Annotated in this window: 12 protein-coding genes; 8 read left to right on the top strand and 4 right to left on the bottom strand. The window is 60.2% G+C overall.

Going from position 1 to position 17,926, the window contains the following annotated elements; translation table 11 throughout:
• Nucleotides 1–6 precede the first annotated feature (6 nt).
• Together RAE07_RS08850 and RAE07_RS08845 are read left to right on the top strand one after the other, a co-directional pair.
• Nucleotides 7–1,164, top strand: a complete 1,158-nt coding sequence (locus RAE07_RS08850) for a PorA family protein (RefSeq protein ID WP_317001701.1) — start codon at nt 7–9, stop codon at nt 1,162–1,164.
• Nucleotides 1,154–2,572, top strand: a complete 1,419-nt coding sequence (locus tag RAE07_RS08845; protein WP_317001700.1) for an MmpA family trehalose lipid delivery protein — start codon at nt 1,154–1,156, stop codon at nt 2,570–2,572. Before RAE07_RS08850 ends, RAE07_RS08845 begins: the two co-directional genes overlap by 11 nt.
• Here RAE07_RS08845 and RAE07_RS08840 read toward each other — a convergent pair.
• On the bottom strand, nt 2,487–3,596 hold the full coding sequence (locus tag RAE07_RS08840) for a glycosyltransferase family 4 protein (RefSeq protein WP_316327404.1): 1,110 nt from the start codon (nt 3,594–3,596) through the stop codon (nt 2,487–2,489). The genes RAE07_RS08845 and RAE07_RS08840 overlap by 86 nt on opposite strands.
• A 24-nt stretch (nt 3,597–3,620) precedes the next feature.
• Between RAE07_RS08840 and RAE07_RS08835 the strand changes: the two genes are divergently transcribed.
• Nucleotides 3,621–4,364, top strand: a complete 744-nt coding sequence (locus RAE07_RS08835; RefSeq protein ID WP_317001699.1) for a class I SAM-dependent methyltransferase — start codon at nt 3,621–3,623, stop codon at nt 4,362–4,364.
• Between the two features lie 44 nt (nt 4,365–4,408).
• Here the strand turns inward: RAE07_RS08835 and RAE07_RS08830 are convergent, their stop codons facing one another.
• Nucleotides 4,409–6,232 (bottom strand): phosphoenolpyruvate carboxykinase (GTP), encoded by a 1,824-nt coding sequence (locus RAE07_RS08830; protein WP_049359979.1) that lies wholly within the window; start codon nt 6,230–6,232, stop codon nt 4,409–4,411.
• A gap of 347 nt (nt 6,233–6,579) precedes the next feature.
• On the opposite strand from RAE07_RS08830, the gene trmB reads away from it, so the two are divergent.
• Genes trmB through RAE07_RS08805 form a run of 5 tightly spaced genes read left to right on the top strand, consistent with a single transcriptional unit; the run spans nt 6,580 to nt 11,459 of the window.
• Nucleotides 6,580–7,356, top strand: coding sequence for a tRNA (guanosine(46)-N7)-methyltransferase TrmB (trmB, locus tag RAE07_RS08825; RefSeq protein ID WP_259825190.1), 777 nt, complete (start codon nt 6,580–6,582; stop codon nt 7,354–7,356).
• Nucleotides 7,357–7,950, top strand: coding sequence for an NYN domain-containing protein (locus RAE07_RS08820; RefSeq protein WP_023020053.1), 594 nt, complete (start codon nt 7,357–7,359; stop codon nt 7,948–7,950).
• Between the two features lie 12 nt (nt 7,951–7,962).
• Entirely contained in the window at nt 7,963–10,116 is a 2,154-nt protein-coding gene (locus tag RAE07_RS08815; RefSeq protein ID WP_023020054.1) for an MMPL family transporter, read from the top strand.
• Nucleotides 10,117–11,133, top strand: a complete 1,017-nt coding sequence (locus tag RAE07_RS08810; protein ID WP_317001698.1) for a lysylphosphatidylglycerol synthase transmembrane domain-containing protein — start codon at nt 10,117–10,119, stop codon at nt 11,131–11,133. It abuts the gene before it with no gap.
• Complete coding sequence (locus RAE07_RS08805) at nt 11,130–11,459, top strand: DUF3054 domain-containing protein (protein ID WP_239208205.1); 330 nt, start codon at nt 11,130–11,132, stop codon at nt 11,457–11,459. The genes RAE07_RS08810 and RAE07_RS08805 overlap by 4 nt, the downstream gene beginning before the upstream one ends.
• A 196-nt stretch (nt 11,460–11,655) precedes the next feature.
• On the opposite strand, the gene RAE07_RS08800 is transcribed toward RAE07_RS08805, so the two are convergent.
• Both RAE07_RS08800 and RAE07_RS08795 read right to left on the bottom strand, forming a co-directional pair.
• Complete coding sequence (locus tag RAE07_RS08800; protein WP_317001697.1) at nt 11,656–13,212, bottom strand: acyl-CoA carboxylase subunit beta; 1,557 nt, start codon at nt 13,210–13,212, stop codon at nt 11,656–11,658.
• Nucleotides 13,187–17,881: a polyketide synthase gene (locus RAE07_RS08795; protein ID WP_317001696.1), complete on the bottom strand. Its 4,695-nt coding sequence runs from the start codon at nt 17,879–17,881 to the stop codon at nt 13,187–13,189. The genes RAE07_RS08800 and RAE07_RS08795 overlap by 26 nt, the downstream gene beginning before the upstream one ends.
• Nucleotides 17,882–17,926: the final 45 nt, after the last annotated feature.

Raw genomic sequence — 17,926 nt, 5'->3', positions numbered from 1 at the left:
ACTGCAATGAAACGCTACCTTTGGCCACGCTCGCCACTGGCGTGGGTTGTCATTGCCGCCGTCATTTTCTTAGTGCTGGGCACTGTGGTGCCACCGCTATATAACAATCAGACCCGGCCCCTCGCCTTCGACCAAAACATCAACACTGTCACTGCACCGTCCGCCGGCGTGTGGATGGATGCGCCCGCCTTTATCGCCGGCGCCAAGGCCACAGGCGATAGCAAGAATCCGCAGTGCCAAGAAAAGAAGGCACCCATCTGGTGCTACCTGCACCATGACCTGCTGACCATCGAGCGCAACACCACGACCGCTGAGGTGGCAGAAGACGATGCGCTCGCTCACTCTGATTCTTTATCGCGCCTGCTCGCCGGAGAGACTCCGCTCGCCCAAATCACCGAGCACTCCGTGTTGAACCGAGAATCCACCTACCCTGTGGCGGCCCCTAAGGATAAATGGGAATTCCTCCTGCCGGCAGTGGATACGGGCATGGCCCGCACAAATTTCGAACGAGATGGCATCAACTACTTTTTCCCCTCCGGGACCGAGCAGCGCTCCTATCCCTTTTTCGATCTGGCCTCGCAATCCTCCACGGCGGTGGATTTCACCACTACGGAAAAGCTAGATGGTATCCCCACCTATTCCTTCCACCACGATATTCAGCCCATTTCCCTGGCCGATATGCGCAGAAACATCACCACCGAGGCGGTCGATTCCGGTAGCGGCGAAAAGCAGCTGGCCGCTAAGGACTTCCGCATCTCTGGGCCGGCGAAGCGGTTCTATGACGAAGACTCGCGCAAGCTCCTCGGCCTAGATCCTACTGACCGGGTCACGGTGGAACCTTTTTATACCGTCGGCCGCGATATCTCCGTGGAACCCACCACCGGCACCATCGTGGATCTGCGGGAAAATATCAAGATTTTCTTCGCTGCCGACGAAAAACAAGCCGGCACCATGGTGGCCAATGACGATACGGAGGATCGCTCCATCTTCGCTGCCGATATGCGCTGGTCCGATGACACTCGCGCAGAGCGCCTCGACGAGGTGCGTCCGGTCATTCGCACCATTCGTGCCTTGATGGTCGTCGGCTGGGCGGGCAAGGCCATCGGCGTCGGCCTATTGCTCTGTGCTGCCTATATGTACATGCGCCGCCACCGTGAAGGCTAAGCGTCTAGTACTCCTCGCCTGGGGCTTCATTCTCGTGGCCGCGGTGTGCTGGCCCTTTGCCCTGCCCGGTGAGTTCCTGTGGCGCGATATGGCGCTGCTTGACCATCCGGCGCTTTCCCCTTCGGCTTTCGGCGGCGGCAGTTTGCCTGCCCGCAATGCCCCGCAAGACGGCTTCTTGGCTGTAGTAGGCGGCGCGTGGGCAGCTCGGGTGCTCATTTTTGCCGCTGCCGCGTCCTCCGCGCTCACCGCGGCGCGCTGGGCGCGCTCCACAGCCTCCGCGGTGAGCGCGATGGGGGTGGCGGTGGCCAATCCTTTCGTCATCGAGCGCCTCCTCCAAGGCCAGTGGTCACTTGCTGTGGCCGCGTGGCTGCTCCCGGTCATCGCGTGGGCCGGAAAGCAGCGCAATTGGGTGGCGTGGCTCGCCATGTGGGGCGCTTCACTTACCCCTACGGGTGGGCTCTTTGCCGTGGTGACCGCAGCGGTGACCTGCCGCAAGCGGGTAGCACTTGGCGGCGCGGTCTTGTGCTTGCCGTGGGCCATTCCGGGCATGTTCTATCCCGCTGCGCCCGGCGATACCGCTGCGGCGGTGGCTGCGTTTGCCCCGCGAGCGGAAGAGCACGTCGGCACCGGGGGCGCGCTGCTGCGCTTGGGCGGCATCTGGAATGCACAGGCAGCCATCGGGTTCGCGATATGCGGTGTCATCGTGGCGATCATCGCCTTGCTCGGGGCGTGGCGGGTTCCCGTTCGGCTGAGCATACTGGCAGCTATTGGTCTTGGCGGGGCTGTGTTTTTCTGGCTGGTTCCCGGCGCGTTGGTGTGGTCCATCGATCACGTACCGGGGGCGGCGCTACTGCGCGATAGCGGAAAGCTGACCATGCTGGCATTGCCGCTTTATGTGGCCTCGCTGGGTGCGCTGCCGAACCTGCCGGCGGCACTAGCCACCGTGGCCGCGGCAGTGCAGCTGATTCCGGTTCCGGGGCGGCTAGGGGTGCTCGCGCCGCGGGATACGGGGGTAGATAAGCAGCTGGTGCGCGAGATTGACGGCCGGGTGGCTTTCTTTCCAGAGCGCGCCAACCTTGTAGAGGTGCCTGGCGGTGTGGCGGTAGATCCCTATTCCAAGGCGCTGGCCATGGTGGAATCCGGGAAATTGAGCGTGGACGGGACCGTGGTGGATCAGGCTTCGCCGCAGTACCGGGCGGCGCTGCGCGCGTGGGAGGCACACGATATGGAGCAGCTGGCCCGGATCGGTGTCGGCGTCGTTGTCGTAGACGGTGCTATAGCCGCGGAGACGGACGCACCACGGCCGCAGGTTCCATGGGCGTTTACGGCATTGTGGATGGCTTGTCCGCTACTAGCCTTTGCAGCAATTCCGCGAATTGCTCGCCGGTCTTCTCCCACGAGAAGCTAGCGGCAAAATCGCGCGCGTTGGAGCCGAGGGTGCGGCGTAAGGGGGCGTCGGCAAGCAGCTGCTTGGTGGCCGCAACAAAGTCTTCCTCACGCTCTACTAGGATGCCGGTCTCACCGTTAATAACACTGTCACGCAGGCCAAACGTATAGCCGACGGTGGGAACCCCATGTTGGGCGGCCTCCATTACTGCCAAGCCCCACCCCTCTTTACGGGAGGGCATAAGCAGGGCATCGGCCCGGGCGAGCAGGGCATGCTTATAGTCCTCGGTCACCTGGCCGCGGAAGCGCACGCGACTGCTGACGCCGTGTTCCTCGGCATAGGCACGCAGGTTAGCCTCCCACCAACCGGAGCCTATGACATCCAGGACCGCGCCCGGGGTCTGCGCCACCGTATCCATGGCATGTTCAATCTGCTTATGCGGCACCAGGCGCGAGAGCGTTACCAAGTGCACGTCGGCCTCTCGTTCCAGGGAAGGCACATGGTCCGGAACCGGGTCCAGACCATTGGCAATGATGTGCGCACCCTTAATTCCCAGTGCCTCTAGATCCTCGCGGGAAGCCTCAGAAACGGTGACATAAGGCGCGCCGCGATACACACGCGGAGCCACCCGGGACTCAAGGAACCAGCCGAGGTGGCCCAGGAGGGGACCTGCCACCGGCCACTGCTCGCGATGGCAATGGTGGGTAAGTAGCACCGTCGGTGCTCCAGATACCAAGCGGGCAAAGAAAGGAATGCCGTTTTGGGTATCGATTACCGCATCCACCCCGCGCAGGTCACCCAGCCCCACACGGCCTGCCAGCATCGCCGCCCAGGCACGCGGATACACGCCGAACTTGGCGCCACCGCGGCTATAGCGCACGCCGTCGCGCACCTCCCGGCGCGCGGCATTCATGTGCTTGGAGGTGCGAAAAACCACCTCGTGGCCCTGCGCCGCGAGGTATTCGCCCACGCGCTCCAAGTAGCGCTCCGAGCCCCCGCCTTGCGGGTGGGTGGAATCGCGCCAGCATAGTAAAAGAATCTTCATTGTGAGGTATTAGCCTAGTGGGTTATGAGACATACCCGTGAGATGGCCACGCTGCGCCGCTCCTTGCAGCTGTTGCGTTCCTTTCGCTTTGAGCAGACGCACCCCGAGATTTTCTACGGTGGGCTAGCGGAAGATACGGCCGCACTGGTAGATAACCTCGGCCGCGACCTGGGCGTGCAGCTTCCCGGGGCGAGGGTACTCGATGTGGGCGGCGGACCGGGCTATTTTGCGGATGCTTTTGCCCGGCACGGGGCCCACTATGTGGGACTAGAGCCAGATGCCGGCGAAATGTCTGCGGCTGGCATCCACTTGAGCAACTCGGTGCGCGGGGACGGCACCAACCTTCCCTTTGCCGATGACTCTTTTGACGTGGTCTATTCCTCCAACGTGGCTGAGCACATCCCCAATCCTTGGGATATGGGCGAGGAGATGCTGCGCGTGACCCGCCCGGGTGGCCTGACTATCCTGAGCTATACGGTATGGCTCGGCCCCTTTGGCGGCCACGAGACCGGCCTGTGGGAGCACTATGTGGGCGGCGAGTTTGCCCGCGATCGCTACACCCGCCGCCACGGTCACCCGCCCAAGAATGTCTTTGGCACTTCGCTTTTCGACGTCCCCTGTTCCGCCGGCCTCCACTGGGCACAGCGCACCGGCGCGCTCAAACTCGCCTTCCCCCGTTACCACCCTAGCTGGGCTTGGTGGCTAACTCGCGTGCCAGGTGTGCGGGAATTCGCGGTTTCTAACCTGACGTTGGTGCTGCAAAAATAGCACCCAGCAACAGTGCTGTCGCTGGGTGCTATTGAACTTAGAGCTTAAGAGGCGTTCTCTACGCGCTCCTTTAGAGCGTGGAACTGGTCCCACACCTCAGATGGCACTCGGGAGCCTAGGAAGTTGAGGTAGCTGGCGTTATCCTGCATATCGCCTTCCCAGTCCTCCGGGTTGACGGCGAGTGCAGCGCGCACATCCTCGATATCAAAGTCGATGCCCTCGAGGTCGATATCCTCGGCGCGAGCGGTGTGACCTACGACGGTCTCCTCAGCCTCAACATTGCCTTCGATGCGGTCAATGATCCACTTGAGCACTCGGGAGTTCTCGCCGAAGCCCGGCCACAGGAAGCGGCCATCGTCGCCGCGGCGGAACCAGTTAACCAGGAAGATAGACGGCATACGGTCGCCGCCCTTTTCACCCATGTCAATCCAGTGCTGCAGGTAATCGCCGGCGTTGTAGCCAATGAACGGCAGCATAGCCATCGGGTCGTGGCGCAGGGTGCCAACGCTGCCCTCTGCTGCAGCGGTCTGGCCAGAGGCCAGCAGGGCACCAATCATAGTGCCGTGGTTCCAGTCAAAAGCCTGGGTGACCAACGGAACGGTGGTCTTGCGGCGGCCGCCGAAGAGGATGGCATCGATCTTTACGCCCTGCCAGTCGTCATACTCTGGAGCGGCGCTCGGGCACTGGGAAATCGGCACGCAGTAGCGGGAGTTAGGGTGTGCAGCCTTAGTGGACGAAGACGGAGTCCAGTCCTGACCGGTCCAGTCGATGAGGTGCTCTGGTGCCTCCTTGGACATCTCCTCCCACCAGACATCGCCGTCGTCGGTAAGCGCAACGTTGGTGAAAATGGTGTTACCCGGCTCCATGGTCCGCATGGCAATCGGGTTGGAGTCGTAGTTGGTGCCAGGAGCCACGCCGAAGAAGCCGTTTTCCGGATTTACGGCGTAGAGACCGTCTTCGCGCAGGTGTAGCCACGCAATGTCATCGCCGACGACCTCAGCCTTCCAGCCCGGAATGGTTGGGGTAATCATGGCCAGGTTGGTCTTGCCACATGCCGACGGGAAGGCGGCTGCAACGTGGTACTTCTTGCCTTCTGGGTTGGTCAGCTTCAAGATGAGCATGTGCTCGGCCATCCAGCCCTCTTCCTTGGCCATAACGGAAGCGATGCGCAGCGCGTAGCACTTCTTAGCCAGGATGGCGTTGCCGCCGTAGCCAGAACCGTAGGACCAAATTTCCTTAGTTTCAGGGAACTGGGTGATGTACTTGGTGTCATTGCATGGCCATGCCACGTCTTCCTCACCCGGCTCCAGCGGGGCACCCACGGAGTGCAGGGCGTGGACAAAGTTGCCGTCAGCACCGATTTTCTCCAGGGCTTCAGCACCCATACGGGTCATGATGCGCATGGAGAGCACAACATAGGCGGAGTCAGTCAGCTGCACGCCCAACTTCGGCTCCGGATCGCTAATCGGGCCCATACAGAAGGGAACCACGTACATGGTGCGACCCTTCATGGAACCACGGAAAGCTTCCGTCATCTCTTCCTTCATTGCCGCAGGCGGAGCCCAGTTATTGGTAGGGCCGGCGCCATCTTCGTGCTCGGTACAGATGAAGGTGCGGGATTCCACACGTGCGACGTCGGAAGGGTTGGAACGAGCCAAGTAGGAGTTAGGTCGCTTTTCCTCGTTCAACTTGATAAGCGTGCCTTTTTCCACCAGCTCGCCGGCCAAACGGTCAGCCTCGTCCTGGGAGCCGTCTACAAAGACCACCTGGTCCGGCTGGAAAAGCTCAACATTCTCGCTAATCCAGCCGATAAGCTTTTCATTTTTAGTCGGCAGCTCTCCGACGAGCCCTGGGATAGTGGCGGTCATTAGTAATTCTCCTGAGGGTGGGTGTGAAAATTGGAGCGAAAAGCCCCAACTGTGCCTTCCACCTCAAGATTAACGTGCTCGCCCGAATAATTTGCGCAGAACTTGCTACACCGGTTATATCCACCACGTTAACCAGAACTTCACCAAGCGCATACGAAGGTAATGTGTTAAAAATCGCCTTTTCCACTCCCCCTTTCTGGGGGTTCATTGTCCCACTTTTCCGCCTCGAAACGATCTTCTACCACCCCCAACTGGGCCCACTGGTTATATCCGGGATGTCATCGCCACATGTATCCCTCGGCGCGGCGTATTGCTTGGCGGGGCTAAGCAGGGGAAAATAGGCCGCAATGAATAGCACAGATAATTCTCAAAACACCCGCGCTGGGGAAATGCCCCCTGGCCGCCCGCCACAAACCGACTTCAACGCCGTTTTCCACAACGAGCTTGACTACCCGCGCCTAGGCAACGTCACTTTCCGCCGCGGCACGCTGACCGAAAACCAGCATGAACTTTTCGAAAAGCGCTGGCCGGAGCTCGGACGCGTGCTGGAAGACGAGGTCATTGATCTCGCTTCCTGGTTCGGCCGCAGCGGCGCCAAGACGATCGTGGAAATCGGTTCCGGTACCGGCACCTCCACCGCTGCCATGGCACCGAAAGAAGCCGATACCAACATCATCGCCGTCGAGCTCTACAAACCAGGCCTTGCCAAGCTGCTCGGCCAGATTGAGCGTGAGGGTATCGAAAATATCCGCATGATCCGCGGCGATGGCATCGAAGTCTTGATGCGCATGTTTGAACCGGAATCCCTCGACGGAATCCGCGTCTTCTTCCCGGATCCGTGGCCAAAGGCGCGCCATCACAAGCGCCGCATTATTCAGTCGGGCACCCTCAATCTTTTTGCCTCCCGGTTAAAGAAGGGCGGTGTGCTGCACGTCGCTACCGACCACGCCGGGTATGCCGAGTGGATCGATGAACTAGTTGAAGTAGAACCAAGCCTGGATTACAAGGGCTGGCCATGGCCGGAGTGCCCGCAGCTGGTAGATCGTCAGGTCATCACCAAGTTTGAGGGCAAGGGCCTAGATAAAGAACACGTGATTACGGAGTATCTCTGGGAGAAGAAATAAATGAGCACCTATCTGCTTGTCTGGGATGCACCCAATATGGACATGGGCCTAGGCTCCCTGCTGGGCGGTCGGCCTACCGCCGCACACCGCCCGCGCTTCGACGCCATCGGTCGCTGGCTGGTACATCTTGCTCAAGACGTTGATGCTGAACCGCGCGCCGATGTCTTTACTAATGTGACCCCCGGCGGCGCAGATGTCATTCGCCCATGGGTAGAAGCCATCCGCAACGTGGGTTTCGGTGTTTTTGCCAAGCCCAAGATCCACGAAGACGATGACGTAGATCCGGATATGCTCGACCACATCGACAATCTTCGTGCGGATCTGGCCGGTGTCATTGTCGCCTCCGCCGATGGCCAAAACTTCCAAGAGCCTTTGGAGGAGCTCATCGCCGCGGGGATTCCGGTTACGGTCCTGGGATTCCACGAGCACGCCGCTTGGGCCGTCGGCCACGCGGATATCAATTTTGTGGATCTAGAAGACATCGAGGGCGTATTCCGCGAACCGCTACCGCGCGTGAATCTGGATAACCTGCCCGAGGGTGGTGCATGGCTGCAGCCATTCCGTCCCTTGGCGGCCCTGCTTAATAACCGCTAGGAGGCTGCCCCAATGTTTGAGAAATGGGGACGTTTTTCCTATGCGCACCGCCGGCTTATCCCCGCCATCGTTGTCGCTGCCATCCTTGCGCTCTTCGTGGGCTTTGGCTTGCAGCTCGAAGATCGCATGAGCCAAGAGGGCTGGGAGGATCCCAATGCGGCGTCGACAAGCGCGGCCCAGATCGAGGAGGAAACATTCGGCCGCGATAACTCCGGCGATGTCATCTTGCTCTTCCACTCCCCCGATGAGAACTTCGACGCCGCCAAGCAGCACTTGGCGCAGCTGAAAGCAGAGTATCCCGAGCAGATTGATTCGGTGACCAGCTACTTCGATACGAAGAACCCCAACCTAGTCAATGACGATCACTCCCTAGCTTTCGCCGCCATCGGTCTTAAAGGCGATGATGAGCAAACACTCAAGGATTTCCGCACCATCCAAGGCGCGCTTACGGATACCTCCGCCCCAGTGGAAATCGCGGGCGCTACCGCAGTTGCTGATGCCCTAGATAATGGCATGTCCCACGATATCTCCCGCGCCGAAAAGGCCGCGCTTCCCTTGGTGGGCATCCTCCTGCTGGTGGTTTTTGGCTCCGTCGTTGCGGCCTGCATGCCGCTCATCGTCGGCGGCCTCTCCATCCTGGGGTCTTTGGGAATCCTGTCCATCTTGGCGGGATTTTCCCAGGTCAATGTCTTTGCTCAGGCCGTTGTCACGCTGCTGGGCCTCGGCCTAGCCATCGATTACGGTCTCTTTATGGTCTCGCGCTTCCGCGAAGAGCTGGATAAGGGTCGCTCCACCGAGGAGGCCGTTGCTACCACCACCGCGACTGCCGGCCAAACGGTGGTTTTCTCGGCAGCCATGGTCGCCGTCGCACTTTCGGGGCTCTTTCTCTTCCCGCAAGCCTTCCTGAAGTCCGTGGCTTATGGCTCCATTTCCGCCGTGGGTCTAGCAGCGCTGCTTTCGGTCACCGTCCTGCCCTCAATTTTTGGCATGCTCGGCCCCAAGATCGATACCTGGTCTGTGCGCCGCACCTCTCGGACGGCGCGCACCATCGAAGACACCTGGTGGTACAAGCTGCCGCTTTGGGCAATGCGCCATGCCCGCGGGTTGACCATCGCCGTGTGCGGCCTGCTTATCGCACTTACCCTGCCCATCATGAGTATCACCTTCGGCGGCATCAACGAGTCTTACTTACCGCCCAACCAGGAAACCCGTGTGGCGCAGGATAGGTTCAATGAGGAATTCCCTACCTTCCGCACGGAGCCGGTAAAGCTCGTCGTGGAAAATGCGTCTAACCAGCAGCTTGTCGACGTCGTCATGCAAGTCCGTGGCCTCAATGGCCTCACCGAGCCCATGGCGCCGACAACAGCCACCAAGGACGGCACGACAGTTCTTTCCGCCGGCATTAAAGACCGCGATGATTACGCGAAGATTGTCCACGAACTGGAACAAGTAAAGGCACCCGAGGGCGTGAACCTGTACGTGGGAGGCACGCCTGCCATGGAAGTGGAATCCCTTGATGCGCTCTTCCATAAGCTGCCGTGGATGGCACTCTACGTGGTGCTAGCCACGTTCCTGCTCATGGCGTTGGTCTTCGGTTCCTTCGTGCTCCCGCTCAAGGCGATCGTGATGACACTTTTGACCTTGGGGGCAACGCTGGGCATTTTGACCCTGATGTTCGTCGCTGGCCTTGGCTCGGGCGCCCTCAACTTCACCCCTGGCCCGCTCATGAGCCCCATTTTGGTGCTTATCATCGCCATTGTTTACGGCCTGTCCACCGACTATGAGGTCTTCTTGGTCTCCCGCATGGTGGAGGCGCGACGGCGTGGTTCCACCACCGATGAGGCCATTGCGGCCGGCACCGCGCATACGGGTGGGATCATCACTGCGGCGGCGCTCATCATGATTGTGGTCTGTGGCGCTTTCGGCTTCTCCGATATCGTGATGATGAAATACATCGCTTATGGCATGATTTTTGCCCTGCTTATCGATGCCACCATTGTCCGCATGCTCCTTGTCCCCGCTGTCATGCACCTGCTGCGCGAAGATAACTGGTGGGCACCTAGCTGGCTGCGCCACGCCACCACTGCTCTGACTGGTGGCGCTAGACACCGCGGCAAGACTGTTCCCTTCTCTGAGCTCAAACAACGCCTCGAAGGAGATAAATAAGTGAAGAACTGGCTGCGGCTTATCGCCTCGCTCATCGTCCTGTTTATCCTGATTTATGTCTTCCGCGATGAGTTGGACTTCCTGCGCGAAGGCTTCTCGCGGCTGTCTCATTCTGACCCGGCTGCGGTAGCACTGGTGGTCATCGCCTCAATCGTGGCAGTCCTTGCCATGGGCGAGGTTATGCGCCTGCTCATTCGCGCCGGCGGCGTACATGTGCCAGCCTCAGAAACGGCCGCCCTCACGCTGGCGGCTAATGCTTGGTCTACCACGCTTCCAGCGGGCCCGGCCTTTTCCGCCATCCTCACCTTCTACGTGCAGCGCACGTGGGGCGCTTCCGTCATGCTCTGTGGGTGGTTCTTCGTGCTGTCTTCGGCCATTTCCACCATGTGGCTCGTACTCATCGGCTTGGGCGGCGTGCTCTTCCTCAATGCCGACATGGCATTGTGGTCCCTCATTGGCACCCTGGTGCTCATGCTGGCGCTTTCCGGCGGCCTTTTCTGGCTGACCAATCACCCAGACACCATCATTCGCTGGCTCAACCGCCAGAAACTCGTTAAGGGCTCCAAGCGCGAAGCCATCGTGGACCAGGTAAAGAATCTAGAAGAGGTTCACCTCACCCGCCGCCAATTCGCTTGGGGTTCCTTTTACTCCCTAGCCAACCGCCTTATCGATATGGTCTCGCTGTGGGGCTGTGTCTGGGCCGTAACCGGCCACCTCCCTGCCCTGCATGCGGGTGAAGACACCACAACTATGGCCGGTGTGGCGCTAGCGTATCTTACCGCCAAGCTGGCCGGCTCCGCCCAGGTCACGCCCGCCGGCCTGGGCACGGTAGAGGCCGCCATTATCGCCACCCTGGTTGCCACCGGTATGACCGCGGTGGATGCAACCGGCGCGGCAATCATCTATCGGCTGATTTCCTTTGCCCTTATCACCATCATTGGCTGGGTAATCTACTTCTGGCACTATGCTCGCAAGGGCATTACTTACGCCGCCTTGAATCGAAAGGAAAACGCATGAGAATCGCCCCCGTCATCGATATCATCGCCTTGATGCTCTTTGCTGTGGCCGCCCGTCTCGCCCACGGCGGACTAAGTTTTTCCACCTGGGTTGATGCTTTCTGGCCATGGGCCATCGGCGCGCTCATCGGCTGGGCTATCATCCTGGCCGCCAAGGTGCAGGGCAAGTGGAAGGAAGGCGGCGTCGTCTGGCTAAGCACCATCGTGGGCGGCATGGCCCTGTGGATGCTGGTCAATGGCCGGCTACCACACTGGAGCTTCCTCATCGTGGCAACCGTTATGTCGGCACTATTCTTCTTTGGCTGGCGGCTTTTCGCCCGCAAATAAAAATAAGGAGGGTTGAACCCTCCTTATTTTTTGCTCGTTTTACTTGGAGCTTACCGGTACGCCTGCTTGATTGAGAATATCGGCTACGAAACCAATGATCTCGCTGATGAGATCCACAGCGCTAGATAGAATCATAAATAACTCCTTGACTAGGATTGGGACTTTATATTCCTATCGCTAATTCAAGCACATGACGTTACATCGGGGCAATGGTGTGCTTTTTCGGCAGATCGCTTTCCTGCTTCGTTGCCAGCTGCCGCAGCGCTTGGCGGAGCGCCAACCGGGATTGATTCGGCTGAATCATAGCGTCCAAATAGCCGCGCTCAGCCGCAACATAGGGAGCAGTCATGGTCTCATCGTAGAAGTCCATGAACATCTTCTTGGTCATCTCGCGCTGCTCAGGGGTCTCGGCGGCGTCTAGCTGCTTACCGGCGATCATCACCACGGCGGCTGCGGCACCCATAACGGCGATCTGTGCGGTTGGCCACGCCAAGTTGATATCACCGGTCAGGTTTTTCGACCCCATCACGGCATAAGCACCGCCATAGGCCTTGCGCACGATGAGCGAGACCTTTGGCACGGTGGCTTCTACCACGGCGAAAGCAAACTTGGCGCCGCGGTGGATAAGGCCGACCTTTTCTTGCTCTACGCCTGGTAGGTAGCCCGGGGTATCCACCACGAAGACCAGCGGAATGTTGTAGGCATCGCAGATGCGGATAAAACGTGCACCCTTATCGGCGGCGTCCGCATCAATGCAGCCTGCAAGGTGCATGGGATTATTGGCTACAAATCCCACCGTCTTGCCATCGATGCGTCCAAAGGCGGTGATCATATTGGGCGCAAAGTTCTCTTGAATTTCAATGATGTCCTCGTCATCGCCCAATTGGGTCAACAAATCCATCATGTCGTAGCCGGCATTGGTGTCATCCGGCATGAAGGAGCTGAGGTCTTCGTCTTCGGCCACGTCGGCGTCGGAAGGCGCGGTGAATTCCGGGGCCTCATCAAAGCACGTTAGCGGCAGGTGGTCCAAGAGATCGCGCACCATGTCGAAGGCGTCTTCCTCAGAGGGAACGACGGCCGAAACGTTGCCGTTGAGCTCCTGCTGGCGAGCTCCACCCAGCTCGGCGGAAGTAATGTCCTCACCGGTGACCTCACGAATCACGTTGGGACCAGTGACATACATTTCCGCTTCCTGGTCCACGGCAATCACAAAGTCCGTGGTCACAGGAGCATAGACGGCGCCGCCAGCGGACTTACCCATCATGATGGAAATCTGCGGGCTGCGGCCGGACAGCGGCAGCTGGCGGCGGGCGATCTCGGAGTACATGGCCAGCGAGGTCACCGCATCCTGGATACGGGCACCACCGGAATCCTGAATGCCAATGACAGGGCAGCCAATCTTAATGGCCATATCCATGACCTCGGTAACCTTCTTGCCAAAGGTCACGCCGACAGAGCCACCGTAGACGGTCTTATCGTGAGCGTAGATGCACACCGGGCGGCCGGAGATGCGGCCATAGCCGGTGACCACGCCATCAGAATAGATGGCCTCAGGGTCACCAGGGGTCTTGCCCAGAGAACCAGTCTCGACGAAGGAACCCTCATCTAGCAGTTCATTGATGCGCTGGCGAGGCGTGGTGCGTCCAGCCTCGTCGCGGCGCTTGCGCGAGCGCTCACTTCCTGGGTCCTGCGCCTTATCCAGACGCTCACGCAGATCAGCGAGTTTCTCAGCGGTTGTCTGCTTGGCCGCCACGTACCTTCTCCTCGATCCATTCGTTCATATGCTTGCCCACGATGCCGATGGCCGGCTCGTCCGGTACTGCAAGGTGATCGCCTTGCAGCTGCACAATTTCTAGATCCTTAACGATAACTCCCCAACCTCCGTCGGGGTCAATCTCAGCGTAGCGCGGCTCCAGTTCAATCGCACCGTCATGCATGCGCTCGGAGCGGAAAAGCAGAACCGGCACGGTCACATCGGCCCAGCGGTGGAAGTCAATCTTGGCCAGAATCTGGTTATCCACAAAGGAGGCACGCTGGTGCTCTAGCACGCCCGCGGCTAGGCCGTGCTCGGAGGCGTCGGTAGTAGCGAGGAACTCCGCCAACATGGTCATGAGCGCATCCTCGCCCATGGTCTCGAGCATCTCGTACGGGGGTTCAAAATCCAGCCCGTAGGTCTTCTTGGCAAAGGCCGCGTAGCGCTCCCAGCGAGCACGGGTTTCCTCCGGGGTATCCGGGGCCGGGTGGGATGGCTGGGTGGTATCTAGCAGCGCAATAAACGCCACCTCTACCGAGTCCTGGGTGCGCTTGTGCAACTGGTAGGCCACCTCGTAGGCCAGCGCGCCGCCAAAGGACCAACCGCCGAGCACGACCTTGCGGCCACGAGCGTAGTGCAGGATGTCCTCGACATATACCTTGGCTCGCTCCTCTAGCGAACCCTCGATGCGCTCGACTCCGTAGACAGCCACATCCTCGGGCAGGCGGCGGGTCAGTGGCTGGTAGACCACCGTGGTGCCACCGGCTGGGTGGAACATGAATACAGCGGGGCCGTCGGCCTCGCGCAGCACGCGGATATTGCCCTCTACCTCGGTCTCTAGTCCCTCACGGACCAAGTCAGCCAGGCTCTCCAAGGACTCAGCCTCGTGGACCTGCTGGGTAGTGACTTCGATGCCTGCACGTTCGGTAAGGCGCTCGGCAATGTTGCTAGCAACCTCGTCGCTTATCTTGGGCAGTGCAGAGGTCACTCCCGCCGCGGCCTTGCCGGTAAAGGTAGCCCACGTGCCAAAGACCATGCGCTCGGAGGCATCGCGCGGGGCAACACCCACGCCCTGGCCCGGCTCATCTTCTTCTGGCGCAGGGGTGTCCTCGGAAGCAATCTCGCTGGTATCTACGTTGCCGCCGGCTACGGCCTCTTCCACCATGGCAATGACGTCCGCCAGGGAGGCGTCGCGCAGCGCCTGCACCTGCAGCGGCGGAATCTGGAAGTCATTTTCCACGCGATTCTTAATGCGCATACCCATCAGGGAATCCAAGCCCAAGTCAATGAGCGGCAGCTCTCGCGGCAGGTCAGAGACGTCATAGCCCATGGACTCAGAAACGATGAGCGCGAGGCGGTCCTCCACGGTTTCCTCCGTGGGATCCCAGCGCACGGCAGCGACTTCTTCCGTCGCTGCAGGCGCGCTTTCGGGCACCTCAGCCACGCCTGGAATAGGCGCCGCACCCAAATCCAAAGCGGAGGCAAAGCCTTCCGCCACCAGCTCTGTCTGTGCACCACGAACAGCGTAGACAGCCACGGACATACCGCCGATGGACTGATTTACCACCGTGGTGACCTCGCCGTGCGGTGGCAAATCGGCGTGTTCCTCGGTGGCGATGATGCGTGCTCCTGGCTTGACGGCCTCGGCCGCAGCCTCGACGATGGCCAGGGCGGATGGCGCTTGGTCCGCATTGGTGGAGAAGGCAACCTTGCCCTCGGGCAGGTTAACGCGTGCGCCCGGCAGGCCAGAAACGCCGGCCGATGGACGGGCATTGGTCCAGAAACGTTGGCGGTTGAACTGGGTATAGGGGGCTTCTACGCGTGCGCCAGAGCCAAAGACCGCACCGAAGTCCACCGGCATGCCGGCGACATAGAGCTTGCTGAGCAAGTCGAGGAGAGACTCGGTGGGATCTACCTTGCGCTTTAGGGCATACAGCAGTTGCGCATCGGCCTTGCCTACCGCAAAGGCGGTGGACATGAGCCCCATGAGCGCAACCGGGTTTGGCGAGATTTCTACCAGCTGGTTGTGCCCGGCAGTGAAGGCTGCCTCGGTGGCATCCTGCAGGTAGACCGAGTGGCGGGTCATGCGCAGCCAGTAATCCTCATCATGCACGGTGGTTCCAGGACGATAGACCGTGCCCTTATCGACGGAGGAAAATAGCGGGGTGTGCAGCGGCTTGGCTTCCATACCTGCGATGGCAGCATGCAACTCTCCCAGGATGGGGTCTACGGCCGAAGTGTGCCCGGCCGCCTTCACATTGAGAGCGCGGGCGAATTTGCCCTCGCCATCGAGCTTTTCCACCAAGTCCAGCACCTCTTGGCGCGGGCCGCCCACGGTGGTCATTCCTGGACCGGTGTACACGGCAGGCTCGATGTTTCCATCAAGCGCGGCAATATCCTCGGCAGAGAGCTCAACTACGGCCATGGCTCCTTGTTCGGCATCGCTTAGCGACGCCTCACCTTCACCCATCAACCGCGCGCGGTGGCAGGCGATTACCATAGCGTCCTCGGCGGAAATACCGCCCGCGGCATAGGCCGCTGCGATCTCGCCCATGGACATGCCCATCACACCGGCAGGGCGCACACCAAAGGAGGCCAGCAAGTCCGTCACTGCAATCTGGATAGCAGTAATGGCTACCTGAGCAGTCTCGGTGTCATATGTTTGCGCATCATCGTTGACAATGTCCATGATGGACCACCCGGACTCAAAGTCCACGATTTTATCTAGCTCTTCCAAGCGGGCCTTGAACTGTGGCGAGAGCGCAATCATGTCCTTGGCCATCTTGCGGTGCTGAGAGCCAAATCCGGAGTACACAAATACCGGACCCGGCACCTGCGGGGAATCCGCAGCGGCAATTCCCACGGAAACCTTGCCCTCGGCCACCTGGCGCAGGCGCTTGACTGCTTCCTCGGCGGAGCTAGCCACCACGACGGCGCGAGAGCGGGAGTGATTGCGGCGGGCGACGGTACGGGCGACGTCGACAAGCGCGGGCTTTTCCGCCTCAATGAAGTCCGCCAACAGGGCCGCAGCGCGTGCCCGGCGCGATGGCAAGAGGCCAGAGACCGGCAACGCGACCGTGTCGGTGGAAAGCTGCGGCTCGCGCTCGGCCGGGGTGCCGCGGTAATCGGTGAGCACGACGTGCGCATTGGTGCCACCAAAGCCAAAACCGGATACGCCAGCGACCTTGCGGCCGGAGTATTCGGGCCACTCGCGCGGGTCCTCGACTACTTGCAGGCGTTCTGCTTCGAAATCGATATAACGGTTCGGCGCCGAGTAATTGATATTCGCCGGAATCACATCATTGCGCATGGCCTGGATGACCTTGATAAGGCCCACCGCGCCCGCAGCGGATTCGGAGTGGCCGATATTGGTTTTGGCAGATCCCAGCAAAATCGGCGCATCCGCGCCACGACCGGCGCCGAGCACCCGCCCCAAAGCGGAAGCTTCGATCGGATCGCCCAAGATGGTGCCGGTGCCGTGGGCCTCGATATAGTCCACGTCCTGCGGATTCACGCCCGCATCGGCATAAGCTCGGCGGAGAACATCCTCCTGTGCCTCCGGATTCGGGGCGGTCAAGCCATTGGAGTGCCCATCGGAGTTGACGGCCGAGCCTTTAATGACAGCCAAGATATCGTCGCCGTCCGCCTCCGCGTCCTCCAAACGCTTGAGGACGAGGACACCAGCGGCATCGGCGCGCACGATGCCATCGGCGTCGTCAGAAAAAGCGTGAATGGCACTCGTCGGAGAGGTAACGCCCAATTCAGAAAACGCCGTCGACGCGTGGGGAGCGGCGAGGATATTTATGCCACCGGCCAGCGCCACGTCCGCGCTTCCCGTGCGCAAGTCCTTCACCGCCTGATTGACGGCTACGAGGGAGGAGGAGCAGGCCGTATCCACATTGATGGAAGGGCCGCGGAAATCCAGGGCATAGGAAATGCGATTGGCCACCACAGCCGAAGAAATACCGGTCAGCGCATAAGGATGCATCTCGGCAGAATCGGCGGCGATGAGCATGCCATAGTCATTATTGGTCGAGCCCATGTACACACCAGTCTGCGTGCCGCGCAGCTCGTTGGCAGGAACACCAGCGTTTTCTAGCGCTTCCCACACCAGCTCCAACAGGATGCGCTGCTGGGGGTCCATATTGGCGGCTTCGAGTGGAGAAAGACCAAAGAATTCAGCGTCGAAGGAAGCAATATCCTCGATATAGCCACCATCGGTATTTTGCTGGGTGATCTTCTCGCTCATTACAGGGTCCGCCGAGTACTCGGACCAACGTCCTACCGGCAGTGGACCTGTTCCGGCGCGGGATTCGGCCAGCATGGACCAGAATTCCTGGGCATTTTTTGCACCCGGGAAGCGGCCCGAAAGACCAATAACCGCGGCATCGGCTCCATGCGCTATGCGAGGAGAGTGCGCCTCAGGCTGAGGCGTTGGAGCGTTCAACAGGCGATTTGCCAGCAATTCGATGGTTGGGTACTCGTATGCCACGGTGGCATCGAGGCGGGTACCGAGTAGATTTTCCAGTTCGCCAGATAGCACTACAGCATCCCGCGAAGAAAGACCATAGTTTTCCAGGGGCTTGGAATCTAGGATCTCTTCTGGGGAAACACCGGTGGCCTGGGCGACCCAGTCACGCAGCCATGCTCGCAGTTGCTCGATGGTCATAAAAGGTCTTTCATTACGAGAAGTTATTAAATGGCAAGAGGATAT

The organism is Corynebacterium nasorum, from assembly GCF_032821635.1.
Lineage (GTDB): Bacteria > Actinomycetota > Actinomycetes > Mycobacteriales > Mycobacteriaceae > Corynebacterium > Corynebacterium kefirresidentii.
Note: the sequence above shows the minus strand (reverse complement) of the source record. Positions and strands in the feature narration are given on the sequence as shown.